The 17,823-nt window shown below is 69.2% G+C and carries 24 protein-coding genes; 14 read left to right on the forward strand and 10 right to left on the reverse strand.

Translation table 11 applies throughout. The features are described from left to right. The first annotated feature begins 25 nt into the window (after positions 1 to 25). Entirely contained in the window at positions 26 to 328 is a 303-nt protein-coding gene (locus tag VI123_RS07840; protein WP_336337501.1) for a DUF7130 family rubredoxin-like protein, read from the forward strand. Positions 329 to 371: 43 nt separating this feature from the next. Here VI123_RS07840 and VI123_RS07845 read toward each other — a convergent pair whose 3' ends face one another. Continuing rightward, complete coding sequence (locus VI123_RS07845) at positions 372 to 926, reverse strand: hypothetical protein (protein WP_336337502.1); 555 nt, start codon at positions 924 to 926, stop codon at positions 372 to 374. An 87-nt stretch (positions 927 to 1,013) separates the two neighbouring features. Here VI123_RS07845 and VI123_RS07850 point away from each other — a divergent pair, with 87 nt between their 5' ends. The 3 genes from VI123_RS07850 (at position 1,014) to VI123_RS07860 (ending at position 4,021) form a co-directional block, all read left to right on the forward strand. Continuing rightward, on the forward strand, positions 1,014 to 1,895 hold the full coding sequence (locus tag VI123_RS07850) for a ketopantoate reductase family protein (protein WP_336337503.1): 882 nt from the start codon (positions 1,014 to 1,016) through the stop codon (positions 1,893 to 1,895). Between the two features lie 186 nt (positions 1,896 to 2,081). Further along, positions 2,082 to 3,257, forward strand: a complete 1,176-nt coding sequence (gene dgoD, locus VI123_RS07855) for a galactonate dehydratase (protein WP_336337504.1) — start codon at positions 2,082 to 2,084, stop codon at positions 3,255 to 3,257. Between the two features lie 104 nt (positions 3,258 to 3,361). Beyond that, positions 3,362 to 4,021, forward strand: coding sequence for a DUF502 domain-containing protein (locus tag VI123_RS07860; RefSeq protein ID WP_336337505.1), 660 nt, complete (start codon positions 3,362 to 3,364; stop codon positions 4,019 to 4,021). Between the two features lie 9 nt (positions 4,022 to 4,030). On the opposite strand, the gene VI123_RS07865 is transcribed toward VI123_RS07860, so the two are convergent. From VI123_RS07865 to VI123_RS07890, 6 genes are all read right to left on the reverse strand, one after another. Next, complete coding sequence (locus VI123_RS07865) at positions 4,031 to 4,963, reverse strand: branched-chain amino acid transaminase (RefSeq protein ID WP_336337506.1); 933 nt, start codon at positions 4,961 to 4,963, stop codon at positions 4,031 to 4,033. 150 nt (positions 4,964 to 5,113) lie between these two features. After that, a complete protein-coding gene (locus VI123_RS07870; protein WP_336337507.1) occupies positions 5,114 to 5,542 on the reverse strand; it encodes an RDD family protein in 429 nt (142 codons plus the stop codon). Between the two features lie 117 nt (positions 5,543 to 5,659). Continuing rightward, the gene (gene ribB, locus VI123_RS07875) at positions 5,660 to 6,334 is read right to left on the reverse strand and encodes a 3,4-dihydroxy-2-butanone-4-phosphate synthase (protein ID WP_336337508.1); all 675 of its coding nucleotides are present in this window, start codon (positions 6,332 to 6,334) and stop codon (positions 5,660 to 5,662) included. After that, a complete protein-coding gene (locus VI123_RS07880) occupies positions 6,321 to 7,019 on the reverse strand; it encodes a DUF120 domain-containing protein (protein WP_336337509.1) in 699 nt (232 codons plus the stop codon). Before VI123_RS07880 ends, ribB begins: the two co-directional genes overlap by 14 nt. 187 nt (positions 7,020 to 7,206) lie before the next feature. After that, a complete protein-coding gene (gene twy1 / locus VI123_RS07885; protein WP_336337510.1) occupies positions 7,207 to 8,187 on the reverse strand; it encodes a 4-demethylwyosine synthase TYW1 in 981 nt (326 codons plus the stop codon). A gap of 74 nt (positions 8,188 to 8,261) precedes the next feature. Next, positions 8,262 to 8,399, reverse strand: a complete 138-nt coding sequence (locus tag VI123_RS07890; protein ID WP_336337511.1) for a hypothetical protein — start codon at positions 8,397 to 8,399, stop codon at positions 8,262 to 8,264. A gap of 145 nt (positions 8,400 to 8,544) precedes the next feature. Between VI123_RS07890 and VI123_RS07895 the strand changes: the two genes are divergently transcribed. Beyond that, positions 8,545 to 8,712, forward strand: coding sequence for an FmdB family zinc ribbon protein (locus VI123_RS07895; RefSeq protein ID WP_336337512.1), 168 nt, complete (start codon positions 8,545 to 8,547; stop codon positions 8,710 to 8,712). Between the two features lie 5 nt (positions 8,713 to 8,717). Here VI123_RS07895 and VI123_RS07900 read toward each other — a convergent pair whose 3' ends face one another. After that, the gene (locus VI123_RS07900) at positions 8,718 to 9,290 is read right to left on the reverse strand and encodes a peroxidase-related enzyme (protein ID WP_336337513.1); all 573 of its coding nucleotides are present in this window, start codon (positions 9,288 to 9,290) and stop codon (positions 8,718 to 8,720) included. A gap of 148 nt (positions 9,291 to 9,438) precedes the next feature. Between VI123_RS07900 and VI123_RS07905 the strand changes: the two genes are divergently transcribed. Beyond that, a complete protein-coding gene (locus tag VI123_RS07905) occupies positions 9,439 to 9,912 on the forward strand; it encodes a DUF6789 family protein (protein WP_336337514.1) in 474 nt (157 codons plus the stop codon). A gap of 12 nt (positions 9,913 to 9,924) precedes the next feature. Here the strand turns inward: VI123_RS07905 and VI123_RS07910 are convergent, their stop codons facing one another. Beyond that, positions 9,925 to 10,422, reverse strand: coding sequence for a helix-turn-helix domain-containing protein (locus tag VI123_RS07910; RefSeq protein WP_336338260.1), 498 nt, complete (start codon positions 10,420 to 10,422; stop codon positions 9,925 to 9,927). A gap of 170 nt (positions 10,423 to 10,592) precedes the next feature. Here VI123_RS07910 and VI123_RS07915 point away from each other — a divergent pair, with 170 nt between their 5' ends. The 6 genes from VI123_RS07915 to VI123_RS07940 all read left to right on the forward strand — a co-directional run bounded on the left by VI123_RS07915 (position 10,593) and on the right by VI123_RS07940 (position 14,713). Next, a complete protein-coding gene (locus VI123_RS07915) occupies positions 10,593 to 10,967 on the forward strand; it encodes a NifU family protein (protein WP_336337515.1) in 375 nt (124 codons plus the stop codon). A gap of 154 nt (positions 10,968 to 11,121) precedes the next feature. After that, the gene (locus VI123_RS07920) at positions 11,122 to 11,667 is read left to right on the forward strand and encodes a CDP-2,3-bis-(O-geranylgeranyl)-sn-glycerol synthase (protein ID WP_336337516.1); all 546 of its coding nucleotides are present in this window, start codon (positions 11,122 to 11,124) and stop codon (positions 11,665 to 11,667) included. Between the two features lie 43 nt (positions 11,668 to 11,710). Next, positions 11,711 to 11,983, forward strand: a complete 273-nt coding sequence (locus VI123_RS07925; RefSeq protein WP_336337517.1) for a hypothetical protein — start codon at positions 11,711 to 11,713, stop codon at positions 11,981 to 11,983. A gap of 53 nt (positions 11,984 to 12,036) precedes the next feature. After that, the gene (gene hemC / locus VI123_RS07930; RefSeq protein WP_336337518.1) at positions 12,037 to 13,173 is read left to right on the forward strand and encodes a hydroxymethylbilane synthase; all 1,137 of its coding nucleotides are present in this window, start codon (positions 12,037 to 12,039) and stop codon (positions 13,171 to 13,173) included. Beyond that, on the forward strand, positions 13,170 to 13,931 hold the full coding sequence (gene cobA / locus VI123_RS07935; RefSeq protein WP_336337519.1) for a uroporphyrinogen-III C-methyltransferase: 762 nt from the start codon (positions 13,170 to 13,172) through the stop codon (positions 13,929 to 13,931). The genes hemC and cobA overlap by 4 nt, the downstream gene beginning before the upstream one ends. After that, positions 13,931 to 14,713 (forward strand): uroporphyrinogen-III synthase, encoded by a 783-nt coding sequence (locus VI123_RS07940; RefSeq protein ID WP_336337520.1) that lies wholly within the window; start codon positions 13,931 to 13,933, stop codon positions 14,711 to 14,713. Before cobA ends, VI123_RS07940 begins: the two co-directional genes overlap by 1 nt. 16 nt (positions 14,714 to 14,729) lie before the next feature. On the opposite strand, the gene VI123_RS07945 is transcribed toward VI123_RS07940, so the two are convergent. Further along, on the reverse strand, positions 14,730 to 15,455 hold the full coding sequence (locus tag VI123_RS07945; protein WP_336337521.1) for a PspA/IM30 family protein: 726 nt from the start codon (positions 15,453 to 15,455) through the stop codon (positions 14,730 to 14,732). A 216-nt stretch (positions 15,456 to 15,671) separates the two neighbouring features. Between VI123_RS07945 and VI123_RS07950 the strand changes: the two genes are divergently transcribed. Then, positions 15,672 to 16,208 carry a hypothetical protein gene (locus VI123_RS07950; RefSeq protein ID WP_336337522.1) on the forward strand — a complete coding sequence of 179 codons (537 nt, stop codon included), beginning with the start codon at positions 15,672 to 15,674 and terminating at the stop codon, positions 16,206 to 16,208. Positions 16,209 to 16,276: 68 nt separating this feature from the next. Then, complete coding sequence (locus VI123_RS07955) at positions 16,277 to 17,740, forward strand: DHH family phosphoesterase (RefSeq protein ID WP_336337523.1); 1,464 nt, start codon at positions 16,277 to 16,279, stop codon at positions 17,738 to 17,740. Positions 17,741 to 17,823 lie beyond the last annotated feature (83 nt).

A 17,823-nucleotide genomic window follows, 5' to 3' on the forward strand; every position in this document is an offset into this window, starting at 1 on the left:
CACCTCGACCCGACAGTAACTCTGTATGAGCGACATGACCACGAACATCGAAAGTGACGAGTACTCGTTCGGACAGACGGTGTACGACGAGGACGGCACCGCGCTCGGGACCATCCGCGGGTTCGACGAGCACGGCTTCTACGTCACGGTCGAGGACGGCATCGAGGCGCTGTCGAGCGAACACCTCAGCGCCGGGGCCGCGGGTGAGGCCGAACTGATGTGGCGCTGCTGGGAATGTGGCGAGATGGGACAGATAGAGGACATCCCCGAGGAGTGCCCGTCCTGTGGCGCACCGAAGGAGGACATCTACTACTGGCAGGAGGACTGAGCCGGGCCGTTGCCGGCCCCGTCTGCTGTCTGCAGAGTCGGCACTACGCTCGTTCGAACCGCTCCGCCGTGGCCGGTCCGACTGCCTCCCGAACCGTCTCGGCGGCCGACGGCGGGAGCGAGAACCGCAGCGTCGTCCAGTCCCGTTCGACGACCGCCCGTCCGTCGTCGTCACAGACGACCGCGTACACCAGCGACTCGCCGTAGACCCGCGCCAGCGCGTCGAACGTCCCCGCCGTCAGCGGCACCGTCCCGGTCGTGTGCGTGTCGGTAGCTGACACGTCGGTGTGGCCCGCAATCGTCTCGACGGCGAACCGCTCCCCGACGGGCGGGTCCCGCCGCCCGACGCCGAGGTGGACGAACGCTTTTTCCGGAGCCCGCGGTGACGCGTCCAGCACCGCTGCGAGCACGTCCAGTCCGACCGCTTCGTCGGGGTCAGATAGCTCGAACCGCTGTGTGGTCTCGTCCTGTGGCCAGGTTGGTCCCGGCTCGCCGCCGCCGAGTCCCTCCCACGCCGTGACAATCGTCTCGGTCAGTTGGTCGATACCAATCTCGTCGATGGCCCGGACTACCGCCTCGGCGTCGTCGGAGTCGCCCATGGCCGCCCGTTCGTCGCTCGCGGCCAAGTGCGTGCTGGTTCCCCCGCCGGTGATGGATTTTTGTCCGGGCCCGCCCTGTCCGTCGGTATGGACATCGCCGTCGTTGGGGCCGGGAGCCTCGGCAGCCTCGTCGGTGGCCTGCTCGCCCGCGAACACGACGTGACGCTCGTGGGCCGGGAGCCACACGTGGATCGGGTCGCCGAGCGCGGTCTCTCCGTGGTCGGGACCGAGTCGTTCCGGGTCCATCCGAGCGCGCGGACGACGGTTCCCCAGAGCGCCGACCTCGCGCTGGTGGCGGTGAAGGCCTACGACACCGCCGACGCCGCCGCGGCCCTCGCTGACTGCGCGTTCGACGCCTGCCTCTCACTCCAGAACGGGATGGGAAACGAGGAGACGCTCGCCGCCGCACTCGACTGTCCGGTGCTCGCGGGGACGTGCTCCTACGGCGCGCGGCTCCGGGAGCCGGGCACCGTCGCGTTCACCGGCCGCGGCGAGGTCGTGCTGGGGGACCGCGACGGCGGCCAGTCAGCGGTCGCCGACTGGGCGGGCGCGGCGTTCCGGGCCGCCAGCGTCGAGACGACCGTCGCGACCGACATGCCGACGCGGCTCTGGGAGAAGCTCGCGGTCAACACCGGCATCAACGCGGTGACGGCGCTCGCCCGCGTGGCGAACGGTGCGCTGGCCGACCCGCCGGCCGACGGCCTCGCCGCGGACGCGGCCCGGGAGACGGCCGCCGTCGCCCGCGAGCAGGGCGTCGACCTCTCCGACGAGCGCGCGGTGTCGCTCCTCGAAGGGGTCGTCGGCGACACCGCCGCCAACCGCTCGTCGATGCTCCAGGACGTCTCGGCCGGCCAGCGGACGGAAATCGACGCCATCAACGGCTACGTCGCCGACACCGCGACGGCACCGGTCCCGGTCAACGAGACGCTCGCCGCCCTCGTGCGGACGTGGGAGCGACACCGCGGGTAGCGTGGTGGACCCGACATCAGCGCCCATCGGCGCTCGGTGCCCGTGTCACCGGCCTCAGTGGGGATGACACAACCGCTAAATACAGCGTCGCCGATGGCTCTCATATGACCGCACGAACCGCCGGACGGCGTCTCAGAGCGTCGCGCCGTCCTGCTGGCGGACCTGCACGGCTCGGAGGGGACTGGTATGACAGCGAGTGACGCCGCCGGTACCCGAATCGTCGACTACGAACTGTTCGAGGTGCCGCCGCGGTGGCTGTTCCTGCGACTGGAGACGGCCGACGGCACCGTCGGCTGGGGCGAACCCGTCGTCGAGGGGCGGGCCCACACCGTCCGCGCCGCCGTCGAGGAACTGCTCGACAGCTATCTCGTCGGGGAGAACCCCGAGGACATCCAGGACCACTGGCAGGCGATGTACCGCGGCGGCTTCTACCGCGGCGGCCCGGTCCTGATGTCGGCCATCGCCGGCATCGACCAGGCGCTGTGGGACATCAAGGGCAAGCAACTGGGCGCGCCGGTCCACCAGCTCCTGGGGGGCCAGGCCCGGGGCCGCATCCGCGTCTACCAGTGGATCGGCGGCGACGAGCCGTCGGACGTGGCCGACGCCGCCCGCGAGCAGGTCGAGGCCGGGTTCACGGCGCTGAAGATGAACGCCACGCCCGAAATCGAGCGGGTCGACACCCCGGCGACGGTCGAGGCCGCCGCGACCCGGCTCCGGGAAGTGCGCGAGGCCGTCGGTCCCGAGGTCGACATCGGCGTCGACTTCCACGGCCGCGTGACGAAGCCGATGGTCAAGCGGCTGGCCTCGGCGATGGAGCCCTACGACCCGATGTTCATCGAGGAGCCGGTCCTGCCGGAGCACAACGACGCGCTGCCGGCGCTTGCGGCCCACACTGACATCCCTATCGCCACGGGCGAGCGGATGTACTCGCGGTGGGACTACAAGGAGGTGTTCGAGGACGGGGCCGTCGACGTGATTCAGCCCGACCTCTCACACGCCGGCGGCATCACCGAGGTGTACAAGATAGCGTCGATGGCCGAGGCCTACGACGTGGCGATGGCCCCCCACTGCCCGCTCGGCCCCGTCGCGCTGGCCTCCTGTGTCCAGGTCGACGCCTGCTCGCCCAACGCCCTCATCCAGGAGCAGAGCATCGACATCCACTACAACGAGACCTCCGACGTGCTCGACTACCTGGCCGACCCGTCGGTGTTCGACTACGAGGACGGCTTCGTCACCGTGCCGACCGACCCCGGCCTTGGAATCGAGATTGACGAGGCGTTCCTCCGCGAGCAGTCCCAGCAGGACGTGGACTGGCACAACCCGGTCTGGCGACACGACGACGGCAGCGTCGCCGAGTGGTAGGCCGACTCGCCGTCCGCGGTTCTCGCGGACCCGGTCGCGACGATTGACGGCGCGGCCACGTACCAAAGGAAAGGGCTCATATCCCGCGCCCGATAGGTACCTGTATGGCCTCCTCCACGTCGTGGAAGCGCGATTTCGCGAGCGGGCTCATCGTCCTGTTGCCCCTGCTGGTGACGGTTTACGTCATCCTCTATCTCTACTCCATCCTCGCGTCCGCGGCGGTCATCCCGGCAATCGACGCCGAACTGCTGGGGGCGCTCGGGCTCCCTTCGGGCACCACCGCCGTCGAACTCGCGCGAGTGTTCACGACGCTGATTATCTTCGTGCTCATCGTGTTCTCCATCGGGTACCTGATGCGGACGGCCTTCGGCGACATCGTCGAGCGGGCCATCGACGACGCGATGAACCACGTCCCCGGGCTGCGGGTGGTGTACAACGCCTCGAAGATGGCGGTCGAGACGGCCGTCTCGGGGACCGAGGACCTCCAGAAGCCGGTGAAAATCGAGGTATGGGACGGGATGCGGATGACGGCGTTCAAGACGGGCCAGACGACCGACGACGGCCGCGACGTGCTCTTCCTGCCGACCGCGCCGAACATCACGACCGGCTACGTCGTCGAGGTCGAACCCCACCGCTACGAGGAAGTCGACGAGCGCGTCGAAGAAGCGCTGACGCGCATCCTCAGCGCCGGGTTCGGCGACACGGACCGCAGCAACGCGACGCCGATTCCGGTCGCGGACGAGGAGGAACTCGCGGACGACTAGTAGCGCCGCTCAGACGTAGCGGAACCACTCTTCGCGGTCGCCGCTCTCGATGACGTCGAAGAAGGCCGACTGGATGTCGTCGGTGACCGGCCCTTTCGTCCCCTCGCCGATTTCGTTGTCGTCGACGCTCCGGATGGGCGTGACCTCCGCGGCCGTGCCGGTGAAGAACAGCTCGTCGGCGGTGTACAGTTCGCCCCGGGAGATGGTGGCCTCCTCGTGGACGGTGTAGCCCATCTCCTCGGCGAGCGTGATGGCGGTGTTGCGGGTGATGCCTTCGAGGATGCTCTCGGCCAGTCCGGGCGTGTAGATTTCCCCGTCGCGGACCACGAAGACGTTCTCGCCCGGCCCCTCGGCGACGTTGCCCTCCTTGTTCAGGACGATGGCCTCTGTGTAGCCGTTCCGGCGGGCCTCCTCGCCGGCGAGCATGCTGTTGACGTACAGGCCCGTGGTCTTGATGTTGGTCGGAATCTGGCTGGAGGCGTGTTTGCGCCAGGACGACACCATCACGTCGACGCCGTCCTCCAGGGCCTCCTCGCCCAGATACGCGCCCCAGGGCCAGGCCGCGATGGTGGTCTTCGTCGGGCAGTTCTTCGGGCTCACGCCCAGCGAATTGAAGCCGTAGTAGACGATGGGGCGGATGTAACACGACTCGAAGCCCTCGGAGCGGATGAGCTCCGTCGTCGCCTCGGTGAGTTCCGCTTTGCTGAACTCGATGTCGAGGTCGTAGGGCTTGGCGGACTTGTACAGTCGGTCGAGGTGCTCCTCCCAGCGGAAGATGGCCGGGCCCTGTTCGGTGTCGTAGCAGCGGACGCCCTCGAAGACGCCGGTCCCGTAGTGCAGCGCGTGGGTGAGGACGTGAGTCTGTGCGTCCTCGAAGTCGACGAACTCGCCGTCCATCCAGATGCGGTCGGCCCCCTCGAACATCTCCGGGCGGTCGCTCATCGGCCGCCCCTCCCTGTGAGCCGGCAGTCGCGGTGCCCGCGGGTGATGCCCCCTGCTGTCTCGTCGTGTGTCATATCTACTCCATTGATTCCCGTGTTTAAGAGTGTTGACGGTCCGCCCGGCCGCGTCCAGCGCCTTACCGGGTCCACCCTAGCTGGAGCGGACGACGACCGTGTCCGCGACGATGTCGCCGAGCCGTTGCTTGCGGTCCGTGACGAGCACGGCGACGATGCCGATGAGGTAAAAGGCCGGCAGCACGTCGACGATTCGCAGGAGCGTCCGTATCGCCGCAGGCCCGTACTCGATGGGGTCGCCGTCCTCCGTCACGACGACGATGCCGAGTGCCATCTTGCCGATTGTCTGTCCGTAGGTCCCTTCGAGGTAGATGTAGTAGCCGAAGCCGATGAGGAGGCCGAACAGGCTCCCGAGGACGGCGAGCCGGACCTGCCCGAGCACCCCGGTGATAGCCGACGAGACGACACCGATGAGTACGATGTCGATTATTATCGCGACGATGCGCCGCCAGACCACGTCGCCCTCGGTGCCCATCTCGGGCCGCGGGCGTTCGAACCAGGCCATACTCTCCGGCTGACACGCCACTGATATAAATCCGGGCTAGCCGGCAGTTTCGTATCCGTCCCGAACATCACACGAGAAGCTCGGCGAACGCCCAGGCGGGCGATTGCTGCCCTCGCGTCACTCGAACCGCTCTAGCAGGCTCGCGCCCTCGACGTAGACCAGCCCCTCGCGCTCGGCGTAGGCCCGTGCCGCCGCCGGGGGCAGCGCCGCGCCGGTCTCGTCGTCGAGCATCTCGCAGACGACGGCGGCCTCGGGCAGGTCGGCCGCGGCGGCGAGTTCGAGCGCGAGTTCGGTGTGGCCCTCGCGGTCGGCCAGGCCGCCCGGGGCCGCCCGGAGGAGGTGGACGTGGCCCGGCGACCGGAACGCCTCGCTGAAGCTCGCGGGGTCGGGGTCCGTCGCGGCGGCGGCCAGCTCGCGGATGGTCAGCGACCGGTCCTCGTCCGTGATGCCGGTGAACGTGTCGCGGTGGTTCACCGTTAGCGAGAACGAGGAGCGCTCGTCGTAGGCGAGGTCGTGGTCGGCCGCCGTCGGGTGGTCGAGCACCTCCTGCATGAACGGCAGTTCGAGCGCGTCGGCGACGCGGTCCGAGAGCGCGACGCAGACGAGTCCGCCGGCGTCGTTGCGCATCCGGGCGACGGCCTCGGGGCTGACGGCCCCGGCCGGGTAGACGAGGTCCGTCTCGCCCTCGCGGTCGGCGGCGTCGTGGACCAGCACCGGCTCGCCGCGGGCGAAGGCGGCGACGGCGTCGGTCACGCTGTCGGCCTCGACGGCGGCGTCCTCACTCCGAGACATGCACTATCACCTCGTCGCCGTCGGCCAGTTCCAGCACCTCGCGGAGCTTCTCCGGCGCGATGATTTCGAGTTGCTCCTCGCCGTGGTGGGTCCGCTCGGGCGCGATGACGTGGGCCGGCTCGTACTCGCCGTCGCTCCCCTCTATCGAGGCGGGGTAGCAGTACGCGGGGCCGTAGGTCCGCTCGTCGTCCTCCCAGCCCTCGATGGTGACCGGCTCGACGGCGCTCATTCGCGCCCGCTTGCGGACGCTCTCGGCCGTGAGTTCGAGGTTGAGCGTGCCCGCGAACGGCTCGTACCCCAGCCGCTCGATGAACTGCTCCATGTAGCCCGGCAGCGTGATGTAGTGTCGACCCTCCCCCATCCCGGAGGTGACGACGCCGGTCAGGTCGACGCCGGCGTCGGACTCGAAGATGCGCCGGTAGTCGGCGTACTCCGACTGGAGGCGGCGCTCGCCGTCGCCGGTCAGCTCCACCTCCTGGCCGTCGCTGACCATGTCCCGCGAGAGGAACCCGGCGTCTTCGAGCCGCTGGAGCCGCCGCGAGGCGGTCTGGTTCGACGCGTCCAGCCGGTCCCCGAGGTCGGCACAGGACACTTTCGTCGGCTCGTCGAGCGCGCCGTCGAGGGCGAGCAGTTTCAGCGTCGCCAGTTCGTCCCGACCGACGCCCTGTCCCGTTGATTCAGCCATACGCCGACGTAGGGAGTCCCGCCGGATAAGCATACCGAAGATGGAATGCATCCCACTTTTGGAACGGCTAGAAACTACGTCGCAGTTGGCAACGGGCGCGTACCACGCACTTGGGCCGGACGCAACTTAAACTGCCGGCGAACGCGTTCGCGGCCCGCACGCTGTCTGCTGTGCCGCCGAGCGGCACTCAGTACTCCACGAGCGGGTCCTGTTCCCAGAACTCGCTGGACTTCTCCAGTTTCGGGACCCACGTGTTCTCGTCCTCGGCCAGCATCGCCACGCGGGAGTCCTCAACTTCCTTCAGCACGTCGTGGTCGGGCAGGTACTCGCCCAGTTCCTCGGTGAACGCTCTGACCTCGCCGTGCTCGGGCATCGAGTCGCGGTCGAGGCGGCCCCGCGAGTGGCCGACGTGCATGTACGCCTTCATCTCGACGAAGTCCGCGTCGGCCCGGTCGCACATCGCCGCGTACCACTCGGGGTGGTGCATGTTGTGCCCCTTCACGAGCGTCGTCCGGATGACGGTGCGGGTGTCGTCTTTTTCCGCCAGCACGTCCAGCGTGTCCACGAGCGAGTCCCAGGCGTCGTCCTCGACGGCCTTCACCGTCGAGTCGAACGTCCGCCGGTCGGCGGCGTCGACGGAGACGTACAGCTGTGTGGGGTCACACCGCTCCAGCATCTCCGTGTTCGTGCCGTTGGAGACGAGGAACGTCGTGATGTCGCGGTCGTGGAACTCCTCGATGAGCTCCGGCAGGTGGGGGTACAGCGTCGGCTCGCCGTCGAGCGAGATAGCGACGTGGCGTGGCTCCATCGCCTGGTCGAACACCTCGCGGGGCACCTCGTCGTTGCCGCCGAAGCCCGACAGCAGTTTCCGCTGGAGTTCCACGGAGGCGTCGGCGACCGCCGCGGGGTCGTCCCACTCCACGTCCCCGAGTTCGTACGCGTGGCCCGCGTGGTCGCGCCAGCAGAAGACACAGCGCTCGTTGCACTTGACGACCGGCGTCATCTGGATACAGCGGTGGGACTCGATGCCGTAGAAGATGTACTTGTAACACTTCCCCTCCCCGCGCAGCGCGTTCTTCGTCCAGCCGCAGGTCTGGGCGGCCGTGTGGTTCTCGCTGTGGTAGGCCGGGTCCGACACCTGCTTGGGACCGCCGTCAGCGTCGCTCATTGGGCACGGGTTCGACAGCCAGCGGCAAAAACTCCCGGATGTTGTGCGTCAGCCAGTCCGCTCCGCCGGACACCTCAGGTCAGTTTGACGATGGGGTTGCTCATGTGGTGGCCGACGACGTTCCCGTTCTCCATGATTCGGTCGTAGCCGTCGGCGTCGACTTCGATTCGCGTCTCGCTGTCCTTCTGCATCAGATAGAGCGTCTTGTTCATACACGTGTGGATGCCCCTGAGGGGCAAGACCGGAACTACTAGCTGTATAGGCCCGCGCCATGACGTATGCTATATGTATTAAATCCCGCCGGAGATGTAGCTCAGCCGGAAGATTTTGGGGGCTGCGGACAGTGAGTGCGCTAGTATGAGGGTGATTGACACGGTATCCGAACTGTTCGGTTCGGGGGACCCCCACTACCGGTTCCGCTGTGACGACTGCGGGACCGAGTTCGCACAGCGCGCGGCGGCGGTCGAGGACCTGACCTGTCCGGACTGCGGTGCCGGGGCGGTGCGGCCGGCCGAGGCGGCGTGAGCGGGTCAGCGGCCCAGGTCGTAGAACTCGTCGTTCGGGCGGATGTCGGCGAGGTGCGCCAGGCGGTTCGAGAGGTTGAAGAAGGCGGCGACGCTGCCGATGTCCCAGATGGCCCGGCGGCTGTAGCCGTGTTCCGCCAGCCGCTCGAAGTCCGCTTCCTCGATGCGGGCGGGCGACTCGGTCAGCTTCACCGCGAAGTCCAGCATCTCCCTGTGGGTCTCGTTGATGTCGGCCGTCCGGTGGTTCGCGGCGACCTGCTCGGCGAGTCTGGGCGCGTCGGCGTAGATACGCAGGAGTGCCCCGTGGGCGACGATGCAGTAGAGACAGTCGTTGACGCCGCTGACGGCCACGATAATCAGCTCGATTTCCTCGCGTTCCAGCGCCGTCTCCTCGACCAGCGCGTCGTGATAGGCGAAGAACGCCCGGAAGTGCGAGGGGCGGTACGCCAGCGCCGGGAAGATATTGGGCGTGAAGCCGGCGCGGTCGGTCTCCTCCGCGATACGGTCCTGGAGGTCTTCGGGGAGGTCGTCCACGTCGGGCGTCTCGAACCGACGCATCACCGTGTCGGGGTCTACCATATCACACGTCGGTCCGCCCCCGGCTTGAAAGTTCGCCGCCTGCCTGGTCATGGCCGCCGAGAACCGGCGTATAGTTCTTGCGGGGACGTGGCAGGGGGTCGAACAGCCACGCCGGCTCTTTTGACGCCCCGAGCGACCTCCCGGGTGCATGTCGACGACTACGGAAACGACGCGGACGTACGATTTCGGGACCGGCAACTGGAAAGCTGGCGTGCTCGGCGGCATCGCCGGGGGCGTCGTCATGGGGGCGCTGATACTGCTGATGAACCCGCCGACACTCGCCGTCGCAATCCCGTCCCTGTACGGGCTCGCGCCGCCGCCGAGTCCCGGGGCCGGGCTCGTCGTCCACCTCTCGCACGGGGCCGTGCTGGGCGTGGTCTTCGCCGGGCTTGCGAGTGCACTGGCCCTGGACACGTCCGGGCAACTGCTCGGACTCGGCGTCGGCTGGGGCGTCGTCACGTGGGCAATCTTCGCCGCGCTCGTGATGCCGGTCTGGCTCGGCGTCGTCGGCTCGCCGGCCTCGCCGCCGTTCCCGAACTTCGCGCTGCCGTCGCTGCTGTGGCACGTCGTCTACGGGGCCGTCCTCGCCGTCGTCTACGCCGCGACCGCCGACCGGCTCTGACAGACTCTCCCGTTACTCCTCCTGAAACACGGTCCACTGGCGTTCGTCGGTCCCGGCGTCGGCTATCGCCTCGACTTTCTCGCGCTGCAGGCCGTCCAACTGCACGGTGGCCAGCCGGACCCACGCCAGGAACTCCCCGCGGAGCCGCTCCCGCACGACGTCGGGCGGCTGTGGCGTGTAGACGTACACGTGCCCGCCCGCCGGCCTGATGCGACGGCGTTTCTCGACGACGCCGAACTCGGCGAGGTGATTGAGGTGCCGCGCGACGACGCTGCGGTCGTAGCCTATCCGCTCGGCCAGTTCCGCCACGGTCAGCTCCCCGCCCTCCATCACACAGAGACAGACGTCCAGTTCGGTGCCGGACATGTCGAAGACGGTCCGCAGCAGGGTCTCCAGCGACGGTTCGGCTGCCGCTGTCTCCGCCGTCCCGACCGTCTCCATCGGCCCGTCACAGCACTCCGGGCGGGTGTCGCCGATGCCGACGCCGCCGCAGGTCGCACACTCGAACATCCGCGGTTCGTCAGCGGGGGTGTCATGCAATCGGTTACTCGCCCCGCCCGTAGAAGCTTGAGGTATGGTGATGGTAACCGACACGGGCCCCTGCGGGCCGCGGTCCCGCCCCCGTGAGAGCGCTGTTAGTCCAAAGGTCTAAGCCCTCCCGGGACCGAATACGAGTCACTATGAGCACAGACACAGAGGACGCCAACGACCTGCGCGAGCGAATCACGAACTTCCTGCGCCGTAACTTCCCCCAGATTCAGATGCACGGCGGGAGCGCGGCCATCGAGGAAATCGACCGCGAGGAGGGCAGCGTCACCATCCGCCTCGGCGGGGCCTGTTCCGGCTGTGGCATCTCGCCGATGACCATCCAGGCCATCAAGACGCGCATGACCAAGGAAATCCCGGAGATAAACGAGGTCACCGCCCGGACCGGCATGGACCAGCAGGAAGGCATGGCCGGCGGCAGCGGCGGCATGAGCCCCTCTTTCCCCGGCGAGTCCCGCGGCGGCGACGTCGGCGGCGACGACGACGAAGGCCCCGAAGCGCCGTTCTGAGGTCAGCTCTCGCTCTTTTTTAGAGTCGTGGTCAGCCGCGGCTGTGACGATTCCACGTGGGGTCCCGGAACCGCGTTCGCAGCTCCGGACGCCGAGACACGGACCGCACCGGCGAGTCACACACGTTAAGACGACGGGGGCAGACGGCGGGGATATGGAGACGGTCGACACGGTCGTCTGGGCGCTGTGGGCGATGTTGCCGGCGTACGTCCCGAACAACGCCGCGGTGCTCGCCGGCGGCGGCAGACCGATAGACGGCGGTCGGACCTGGGGCGGCCGGCGGGTGCTGGGCGACGGCAAGACCTGGCGCGGGACGCTCGTCGGGACCGCCGTGGGAACGGTTCTCGCGCTCGGCCTCACACAGGCCGCGCCCGCCGTGAGCGCCGTGCTGGGTGCGGACCTGCCGACGTTTCCCTTCCGCGCGGGGCTCGGTCTCGCCTTCGGCGCGATGCTCGGGGACATCGGTGCGTCCTTCCTCAAGCGCCGGACGGGCCGGGAACGCGGGGCCGCGTTCCCCGGCCTTGACCAACTGGATTTCGTCGTCGGAGCGTTGCTCTGTGCGCTCGTGGCCGCGCCGTCGTGGTTCACCGCCACGTTTCCCCTCCCGGTGCTCGCCGTCGTCGTCGTCGCGACGCCGGTGTTACACGTCGTCACCAACGGCATCGCCTACCTGCTCGGGCTGAAAAACGAACCGTGGTAGGCGACCCGTAAACCTACGTGTCCAGCGCGCGATACCGCTCGTGATGGCCCTGACAAACGCCCTCCCGGTCGTCGGCCGCGCCCCGCCGACCGTTCGACGCGCGACAGTCGCCGGCCTGCTCTGTACGGCGGTCTTCCTGCCCGCGATGTACGTCCTCCTGCACGCGTACCTGGCTCTCACGATAAGCGTCGGTCCCGTCGATACGTTGGAGGGGCTGCTAGACTTCGCCCTCGTCGCCGGGGGCGCGACGACGTTCCTCGCGGGGTTCGTCTCGCAGTTCGTCACCGAGACGCTCCTCGCCGAGACGCCCGCGTGACGGCGAACCGACGAAGAAGTGCGTTTTTACGCGCTGACCGTGGAGTGTCGGGTATGACAACACGCGGGGAGACACTGCAACTGGCGACGCGGGGCTCTGACCTCGCGTTGCGCCAGGCGGCGACGGTCCGGGATTCGCTGAGCAGTCGCCGGCTGGCGGTCGAACTCGTCGAGGTGGAGACGACGGGCGACCAGATTCGGGACGAACTCATCCACCGGCTCGGCAAGACCGGCGCGTTCGTCCGCAGCCTCGACGAGAAGGTGCTAGCGGGCGAACTCGACGCGGCGGTCCACTCGATGAAGGACATGCCGACCGAACGGCCCGACCGCCTCGTCGTCGCGGCGGTCCCCGAGCGGGCCGCCGCCGAGGACGTGCTGGTGACGCCCGACGGCCGCTCGCTGGAGGAACTGCCCGAGGGCGCGACCGTCGGCACGTCGAGTCTGCGCCGGCGCGCCCAACTGCTGGCCGAGCGCGGGGACCTCACCGTTGAGCCGCTCCGGGGCAACGTCGACACGCGCATCGCCAAACTGCTGGCCCCGTCGCTCCAGCGGGACCACCAGGAGCGCCACGAGGCCGAACAGGAGCGCAAGGGCGACGCCGACGAGGAAGACCACCCCTACGACCGCACGGTCGAGGAGTGGTTCGACGACCTCACCGAGTTCGAGCGGCGGGCGATGGAGCGGGACCCGGACGTGGCGTACGACGCCATCGTGCTGGCGAAGGCGGGCCTCTACCGCGCCGACCTCACGCGCTACGTCGAGATGTCCGACCTCGACCCCGACCGGTTCGTGCCGGCCCCGGGTCAGGGCGCGCTGGCGGTGACCGCCGTCGACGGCGACCTCGCGCTGGACATCAAGGACCGGCTGGACGACCCACAGACCCGCGTCGAGACGACCGTCGAGCGGACGATTCTCGAAGAACTCGGCGGCGGCTGCGTGGCGCCCATCGGCGTCCACGCCACCCTCGAAGGGGGGGTCGTCCACACGCGGGTGCGCGTCCTCTCACGGGACGGCACGGAGGAGGTCTCCGTCGGCCGCGACGTCCCGGCCGAGCACCACATCGACGCGGCACAGGACCTCGCGGCGGAACTCGCCGAGCGAGGAGCCGACGACCTCATCGCCGAGGCCAAGCGGGACTCGCCGGGCGCGGACGACGACGCTTCGACGGCGCGGGAGGACGACGAGGAATGACCGACACCGCACCCGGCAAGGTGTACCTGGTCGGGTCCGGCCCCGGCGACCCTGACCTCCTGACGGTCAAGGCAAAGCGCCTGCTGGAGGAGGCCGACGTGGTGTTACACGACAAGCTCCCCGGCCCCGAAATCATCGGGATGATTCCCGAGGAGAAGCGCGAGGACGTGGGCAAACGCGCCGGCGGCGAGTGGACGCCCCAGGAGTACACTAACGCACGGCTGGTCGAACTGGCCGAAGAGGGCAACACGGTCGTCCGGCTGAAGGGCGGCGACCCGACGGTCTTTGGCCGCGGTGGCGAGGAACTGGCCCATCTCGCGGAGAACGACATTCCGGTCGAGGTCGTCCCCGGCATCACGAGCGCCATCGCCGGCCCCGAGGCCGCCGGCATCCCGGTCACGCACCGGGACTACACCTCCTCGGTCTCCTTCGTCACCGGCCACGAGGACCCCACGAAAGACGAGTCGGCCGTCGACTGGGAGGCCCTGGCCGCGACCGGCGGCACGCTGGTCGTCCTGATGGGCGTCGGCAAACTGCCCCAGTACACCGAGGCCCTGCGCGAGGCGGGGCTGGACCCCGACACCCCGGTGGCGCTGGTCGAACGCGCGACTTGGCCCGACCAGCAGGTCGCCACCGGGACGCTGGCGACCATCGTCTCGGTCCGGGACGAGGCCGGCATCGAACCGCCTGCCATCACCGTCATCGGCGAGGTGGCCGGCGAGCGCGAGCGGGTGATGGAGTTCCTGGAGGGGTACTGATGCGCGAGGAACCGCGTCTCCGCGTGGCCGCGTTCCGCCCGGCCGACGACCGCCTCGACGACGCGGTCGAACTCATCGAATCCCTCGGCGCGGACCCCGTCCCGGACCCCATGCTGGCCGTCGAGCCGGCGACCGGCGACGCTGGCGATGCCGACGACGACCAAGTCACGCCACGCACCGACGCCGACTACGTCGTCCTGACGAGCAAGACCGGCGTCGAACTCGCCGCCGCGGCCGGCTGGGACCCCGGCGAGGCGACGGTGTGTGCCATCGGCGAGTCGACCGCCGCGGCGCTCCACGAGGCCGGCTACGGCGTCGACATCATCCCCGCCGAGTACTCCTCGACGGGACTGGTCGACACGCTGGCCGAGGCGGTGGCCGGCGCGAAGGTCGAGGTCGCCCGCTCGGACCACGGCTCGGACGTGCTGACCGACGGGCTAGAGGCGGCCGGCGCGTACGTCCACGAGACCGTCCTCTACCGGCTGGTCCGCCCGCCTGAATCCGGCGATTCGGCGGCTCTGGCGGCCGATGGCGACCTCGACGCGGCGCTGTTCACCTCCTCGCTCACCGTCGAGCACTTCCTCGATGCGGCCGCCGAGCGCGGGGTCCGCGAGGCCGCCGTCGACGGGCTGAACGAGGCGACCGTCGGCGCTATCGGCGAGCCGACGCGGGAGACGGCCGAGGCCGCCGGCATCGCGGTCGACGTCGTCCCCGAGCAGGCCGACTTCGAGGCGCTGGCCTGCGAGACCGTCGAGGCAGCCGCCCCGACTCACCACGAGTAACCCGGCTGCGGGCCGGTCACTCCGCCGCTTCTCTGGCGGCCTCTCGTCCCTCGACCTCGGCCCGGAGCGTCGCCAGTTCGTTCTCGACGGCCCGCTCGCTGGAGAGGCGGTCGAGTTCCTGGTCAATCGAATCGCCCTCGTCGAGGACGGATTCGAGCTGGCCGCTCGCTTCGAGTTCCTCCAGCGCGGCCGCGCGGGCCTCCATCTGCTCGGTGCGCTCCGTCGCGCGCTCGATGGAGCGGTGGACGTCGGCCATCGTATCGCCGGCACCGGTAAAGGCCTCCGAGACCCGCGCCGACGCCTCGGCGGCCTGATAGCGGGCCTTCATGGTCTCTTTCTTCGTGCGGAACTGCTCGACCTGGCTGCTGAGTTCGGCCCGCTTCCCGACCAGCCGGTCCTGCGTCTCCTGTAAGTCGTCAATCTGGCCCGACAGCTCCGTAATCTGGCTGACGTTGACCTGCTTTTTCTCCAGCGCTCGGCGCGCGAGGTCCTCGCGGCCCTCCTGCAGGGCGGCCCGGGCCTGGGTGTCGTGTTTCTCGACGTTGGACCGCAGGCGCTGGCGGTGTATCTCCAGGCGTTTCTTCTGGGTCGTCACGTCGGCGATACCGCGGGTCACCTCCTGTAGCTCGTCACGCATCTGTTCGTAGGAGTAGTCCAGTTCCGCCGCCGGGTCCGACGTGCGGTTGAGCAGGGCGTTGAGCTTGGCCCGGACCGCGAACGCGAACCGCCGGAGCAGGCTCATCGCGCTCGCTCCCGACCGCCCGCGTCTCGAATCGGTCCCGCCCGTGGCTCGGCTGTGACAGCGTGCATAGCCCCTCGTATGACTGACACCATTATAATAACAGGGTGCCACCCGGCGTGAATCGGGACGAACGGCCGACGCCGGCGACCCTCCGCGGCGATTCGACCGTCGCGCCTGGTTAATTGATGATGCTCGGGGCCCAACCAACCGACGACGATGAGACGGAAACCGCTCGCCGCCGTGCTCTTGCTCGCTGTCGTCGCCGGCGCGGTCGCCGTCGGCACCGGCCCGCTCCAGGACGCCGGGGAGGGCACGGCTGTCCCGAGCGAGACGACCGGGAGCGCCGCCGACGCCGGCGGCGGTGGCGACGCCGAGGACGGCAGTGACGCCGAGGATGGCACGGCCGGGACGCCGCCGTTCGGGTTCACTGTCGGGGCCATCGAGGAGTGCGGGCGGACCTGTCGGGACGTGACCTCGACGCTGACGAACCGGCAAAACAGCACGGCCGCGGACGTCACCGTCGCCACGCGGATTTACGCCGGCAACACCACCGACGGCGACGTGGTCTGGGAGGGGTCCGAAGCCGTCGGGACACTCGCCCCGGCGGGGTCGTACACCACGACCCGGCGCGTCGACCTGTCGTTCGGCGACGCCGTCGCCATCCGACGGGCGGGCGGCTGGATTACCGTCCGGACGACCGTCGAGACCGCCGACCGGTCCGTCACGCTCACCAGCCAGCGGCAGGTCGCCTGACGGGTCGTCCCATCGAGCGACCGCACGTCTGAACGTTTTTATCCCGGTGCGCACCAATCTCCGGTACGATGACTACGACCGGCCCCGTTCCGGCGCTCGCAGACCGCGCGGCCGCCTGTGCCGACCGACTCCGGGCGGCCGACCGCGTCCTGCTCGCGTCCCACATCGACGCCGACGGGCTGACCAGCGCCGCCATCGCCACCGCGGCGCTGTCGCGGGCCGGTATCCCCGTCGAGACGGTGTTCAAGAAGCAACTCGACGCGGCCGAAATCGAGAGCATCGCGGTCCGCGAGTACGACACCGTCCTGTTCACCGACTTCGGCTCGGGCCAGCTCGACGTCATCTCCGAGCACGTCGCCGCGGGCGACTTCGAGGCGGTCGTTGCCGACCACCACCAGCCGTCGGACCCGGAGGACTGCCACCCCGACGCGGTCGTCGACACCGACGGCTACGCCGACTTCGAGACGCACCTGAATCCCCTCCTCGAAGGCATCAACGGCGCGTCGGAGCTCTCGGGTGCGGGCGCGGCGTACGTCCTCGCCCGCGCACTTTCGACCGGAGAGACGGACAACCGCGACCTCGCCGCGCTGGCGGTCGTCGGCGCGGTCGGGGACATGCAGGCCGTCGGTGGCGAACTCGTCGGGGCCAACGCCGGCATCGTCGAGGACGGTGTCGACGCCGGCGTCCTCGAAGAGGGCACCGACCTCTCGCTGTACGGCAAACAGACCCGCCCGCTGCCGAAGCTGCTCGAATACGCCACCGAAGTGCCGATTCCGGGCATCTCGAACGACCAGGCCGGCGCGACCCGGTTCCTGGAAGGCCTCGGCGTGGACCTGAAAGCCGACGGGGAGTGGCGGACGTGGGCGGACCTCTCCGACGACGAGCGCCAGACCGTCGCGAGCGCGCTGGTCCGCCGGGCGGTCGAGCGCGGCGTGCCGGCCGACAAGATAGAGACGCTCGTCGGCACGACCTACACCCTGACCGCGGAGCCGCGCGGGACGGAACTCAGGGACGCGAGCGAGTTCTCGACGCTGCTGAACGCCACGGCCCGCTACGAGCGGGCGGACGTGGGGCTGGCGGTGTGTCTCGGCGAGCGCGACGCCCCGCTGGAGCGGGCGCGGACGCTGCTGTCGAACCACCGCCGAAATCTCTCGGACGGGCTGTCGCTCGTCAAGGAGCGCGGCGTCACGCAGGCGGGGGCGGTCCAGTGGTTCGACGCGGGCGACGCCGTCCGCGAGACCATCGTCGGTATCGTCGCCGGGATGGCGCTGGGCACCGACGGCGTCGACTCGGACAAGCCAATCGTCGCCTTCGCCAGCACGGACGACGACGAGACGAAGGTGTCCGCGCGGGCGACCGGCCCGCTCGTGGGCCGTGGCGTGGACCTCTCGGTCGTGATGCGCGAGGCCGCCCAGTCGGTCGGCGGCGACGGCGGCGGCCACGACATCGCGGCGGGGGCGACCATCCCGGCCGGCGAGGAATCGGCCTTCATCGACGCGGCCGACGGGATTATCAGCGACCAACTCTCGTAGCCGAGAGGAGCCGAACTCCCCGGCAGGGAGCGGGCGACTCCCAACGCCAGTATCAGCAATAAGAGCTATACGTCCGCTTCTCC

Origin of the sequence: Haloarcula sp. DT43, from assembly GCF_037078405.1 — an archaeon.
GTDB lineage: Archaea > Halobacteriota > Halobacteria > Halobacteriales > Haloarculaceae > Haloarcula > Haloarcula brevis.

Coding starts and splice junctions, on each gene's coding strand:
- VI123_RS07945 (WP_336337521.1), bottom strand. CDS start 15,455: ATGAGCCTGCTCCGGCGGTTCGCGTTCGCGGTCCGGGCCAAGCTCAAC.
- ribB (WP_336337508.1), bottom strand. CDS start 6,334: ATGTCTCGGAGTGAGGACGCCGCCGTCGAGGCCGACAGCGTGACCGAC.
- dgoD (WP_336337504.1), top strand. CDS start 2,082: ATGACAGCGAGTGACGCCGCCGGTACCCGAATCGTCGACTACGAACTG.
- VI123_RS07955 (WP_336337523.1), top strand. CDS start 16,277: ATGACTACGACCGGCCCCGTTCCGGCGCTCGCAGACCGCGCGGCCGCC.
- VI123_RS07920 (WP_336337516.1), top strand. CDS start 11,122: ATGGAGACGGTCGACACGGTCGTCTGGGCGCTGTGGGCGATGTTGCCG.
- VI123_RS07845 (WP_336337502.1), bottom strand. CDS start 926: ATGGGCGACTCCGACGACGCCGAGGCGGTAGTCCGGGCCATCGACGAG.
- VI123_RS07925 (WP_336337517.1), top strand. CDS start 11,711: ATGGCCCTGACAAACGCCCTCCCGGTCGTCGGCCGCGCCCCGCCGACC.
- VI123_RS07890 (WP_336337511.1), bottom strand. CDS start 8,399: ATGAACAAGACGCTCTATCTGATGCAGAAGGACAGCGAGACGCGAATC.
- VI123_RS07900 (WP_336337513.1), bottom strand. CDS start 9,290: ATGGTAGACCCCGACACGGTGATGCGTCGGTTCGAGACGCCCGACGTG.
- VI123_RS07880 (WP_336337509.1), bottom strand. CDS start 7,019: ATGGCTGAATCAACGGGACAGGGCGTCGGTCGGGACGAACTGGCGACG.
- VI123_RS07950 (WP_336337522.1), top strand. CDS start 15,672: ATGAGACGGAAACCGCTCGCCGCCGTGCTCTTGCTCGCTGTCGTCGCC.
- VI123_RS07865 (WP_336337506.1), bottom strand. CDS start 4,963: ATGAGCGACCGCCCGGAGATGTTCGAGGGGGCCGACCGCATCTGGATG.
- VI123_RS07895 (WP_336337512.1), top strand. CDS start 8,545: ATGAGGGTGATTGACACGGTATCCGAACTGTTCGGTTCGGGGGACCCC.
- hemC (WP_336337518.1), top strand. CDS start 12,037: ATGACAACACGCGGGGAGACACTGCAACTGGCGACGCGGGGCTCTGAC.
- cobA (WP_336337519.1), top strand. CDS start 13,170: ATGACCGACACCGCACCCGGCAAGGTGTACCTGGTCGGGTCCGGCCCC.
- VI123_RS07860 (WP_336337505.1), top strand. CDS start 3,362: ATGGCCTCCTCCACGTCGTGGAAGCGCGATTTCGCGAGCGGGCTCATC.
- VI123_RS07870 (WP_336337507.1), bottom strand. CDS start 5,542: ATGGCCTGGTTCGAACGCCCGCGGCCCGAGATGGGCACCGAGGGCGAC.
- twy1 (WP_336337510.1), bottom strand. CDS start 8,187: ATGAGCGACGCTGACGGCGGTCCCAAGCAGGTGTCGGACCCGGCCTAC.
- VI123_RS07910 (WP_336338260.1), bottom strand. CDS start 10,422: ATGTTCGAGTGTGCGACCTGCGGCGGCGTCGGCATCGGCGACACCCGC.
- VI123_RS07840 (WP_336337501.1), top strand. CDS start 26: ATGAGCGACATGACCACGAACATCGAAAGTGACGAGTACTCGTTCGGA.
- VI123_RS07915 (WP_336337515.1), top strand. CDS start 10,593: ATGAGCACAGACACAGAGGACGCCAACGACCTGCGCGAGCGAATCACG.
- VI123_RS07940 (WP_336337520.1), top strand. CDS start 13,931: ATGCGCGAGGAACCGCGTCTCCGCGTGGCCGCGTTCCGCCCGGCCGAC.
- VI123_RS07850 (WP_336337503.1), top strand. CDS start 1,014: ATGGACATCGCCGTCGTTGGGGCCGGGAGCCTCGGCAGCCTCGTCGGT.
- VI123_RS07905 (WP_336337514.1), top strand. CDS start 9,439: ATGTCGACGACTACGGAAACGACGCGGACGTACGATTTCGGGACCGGC.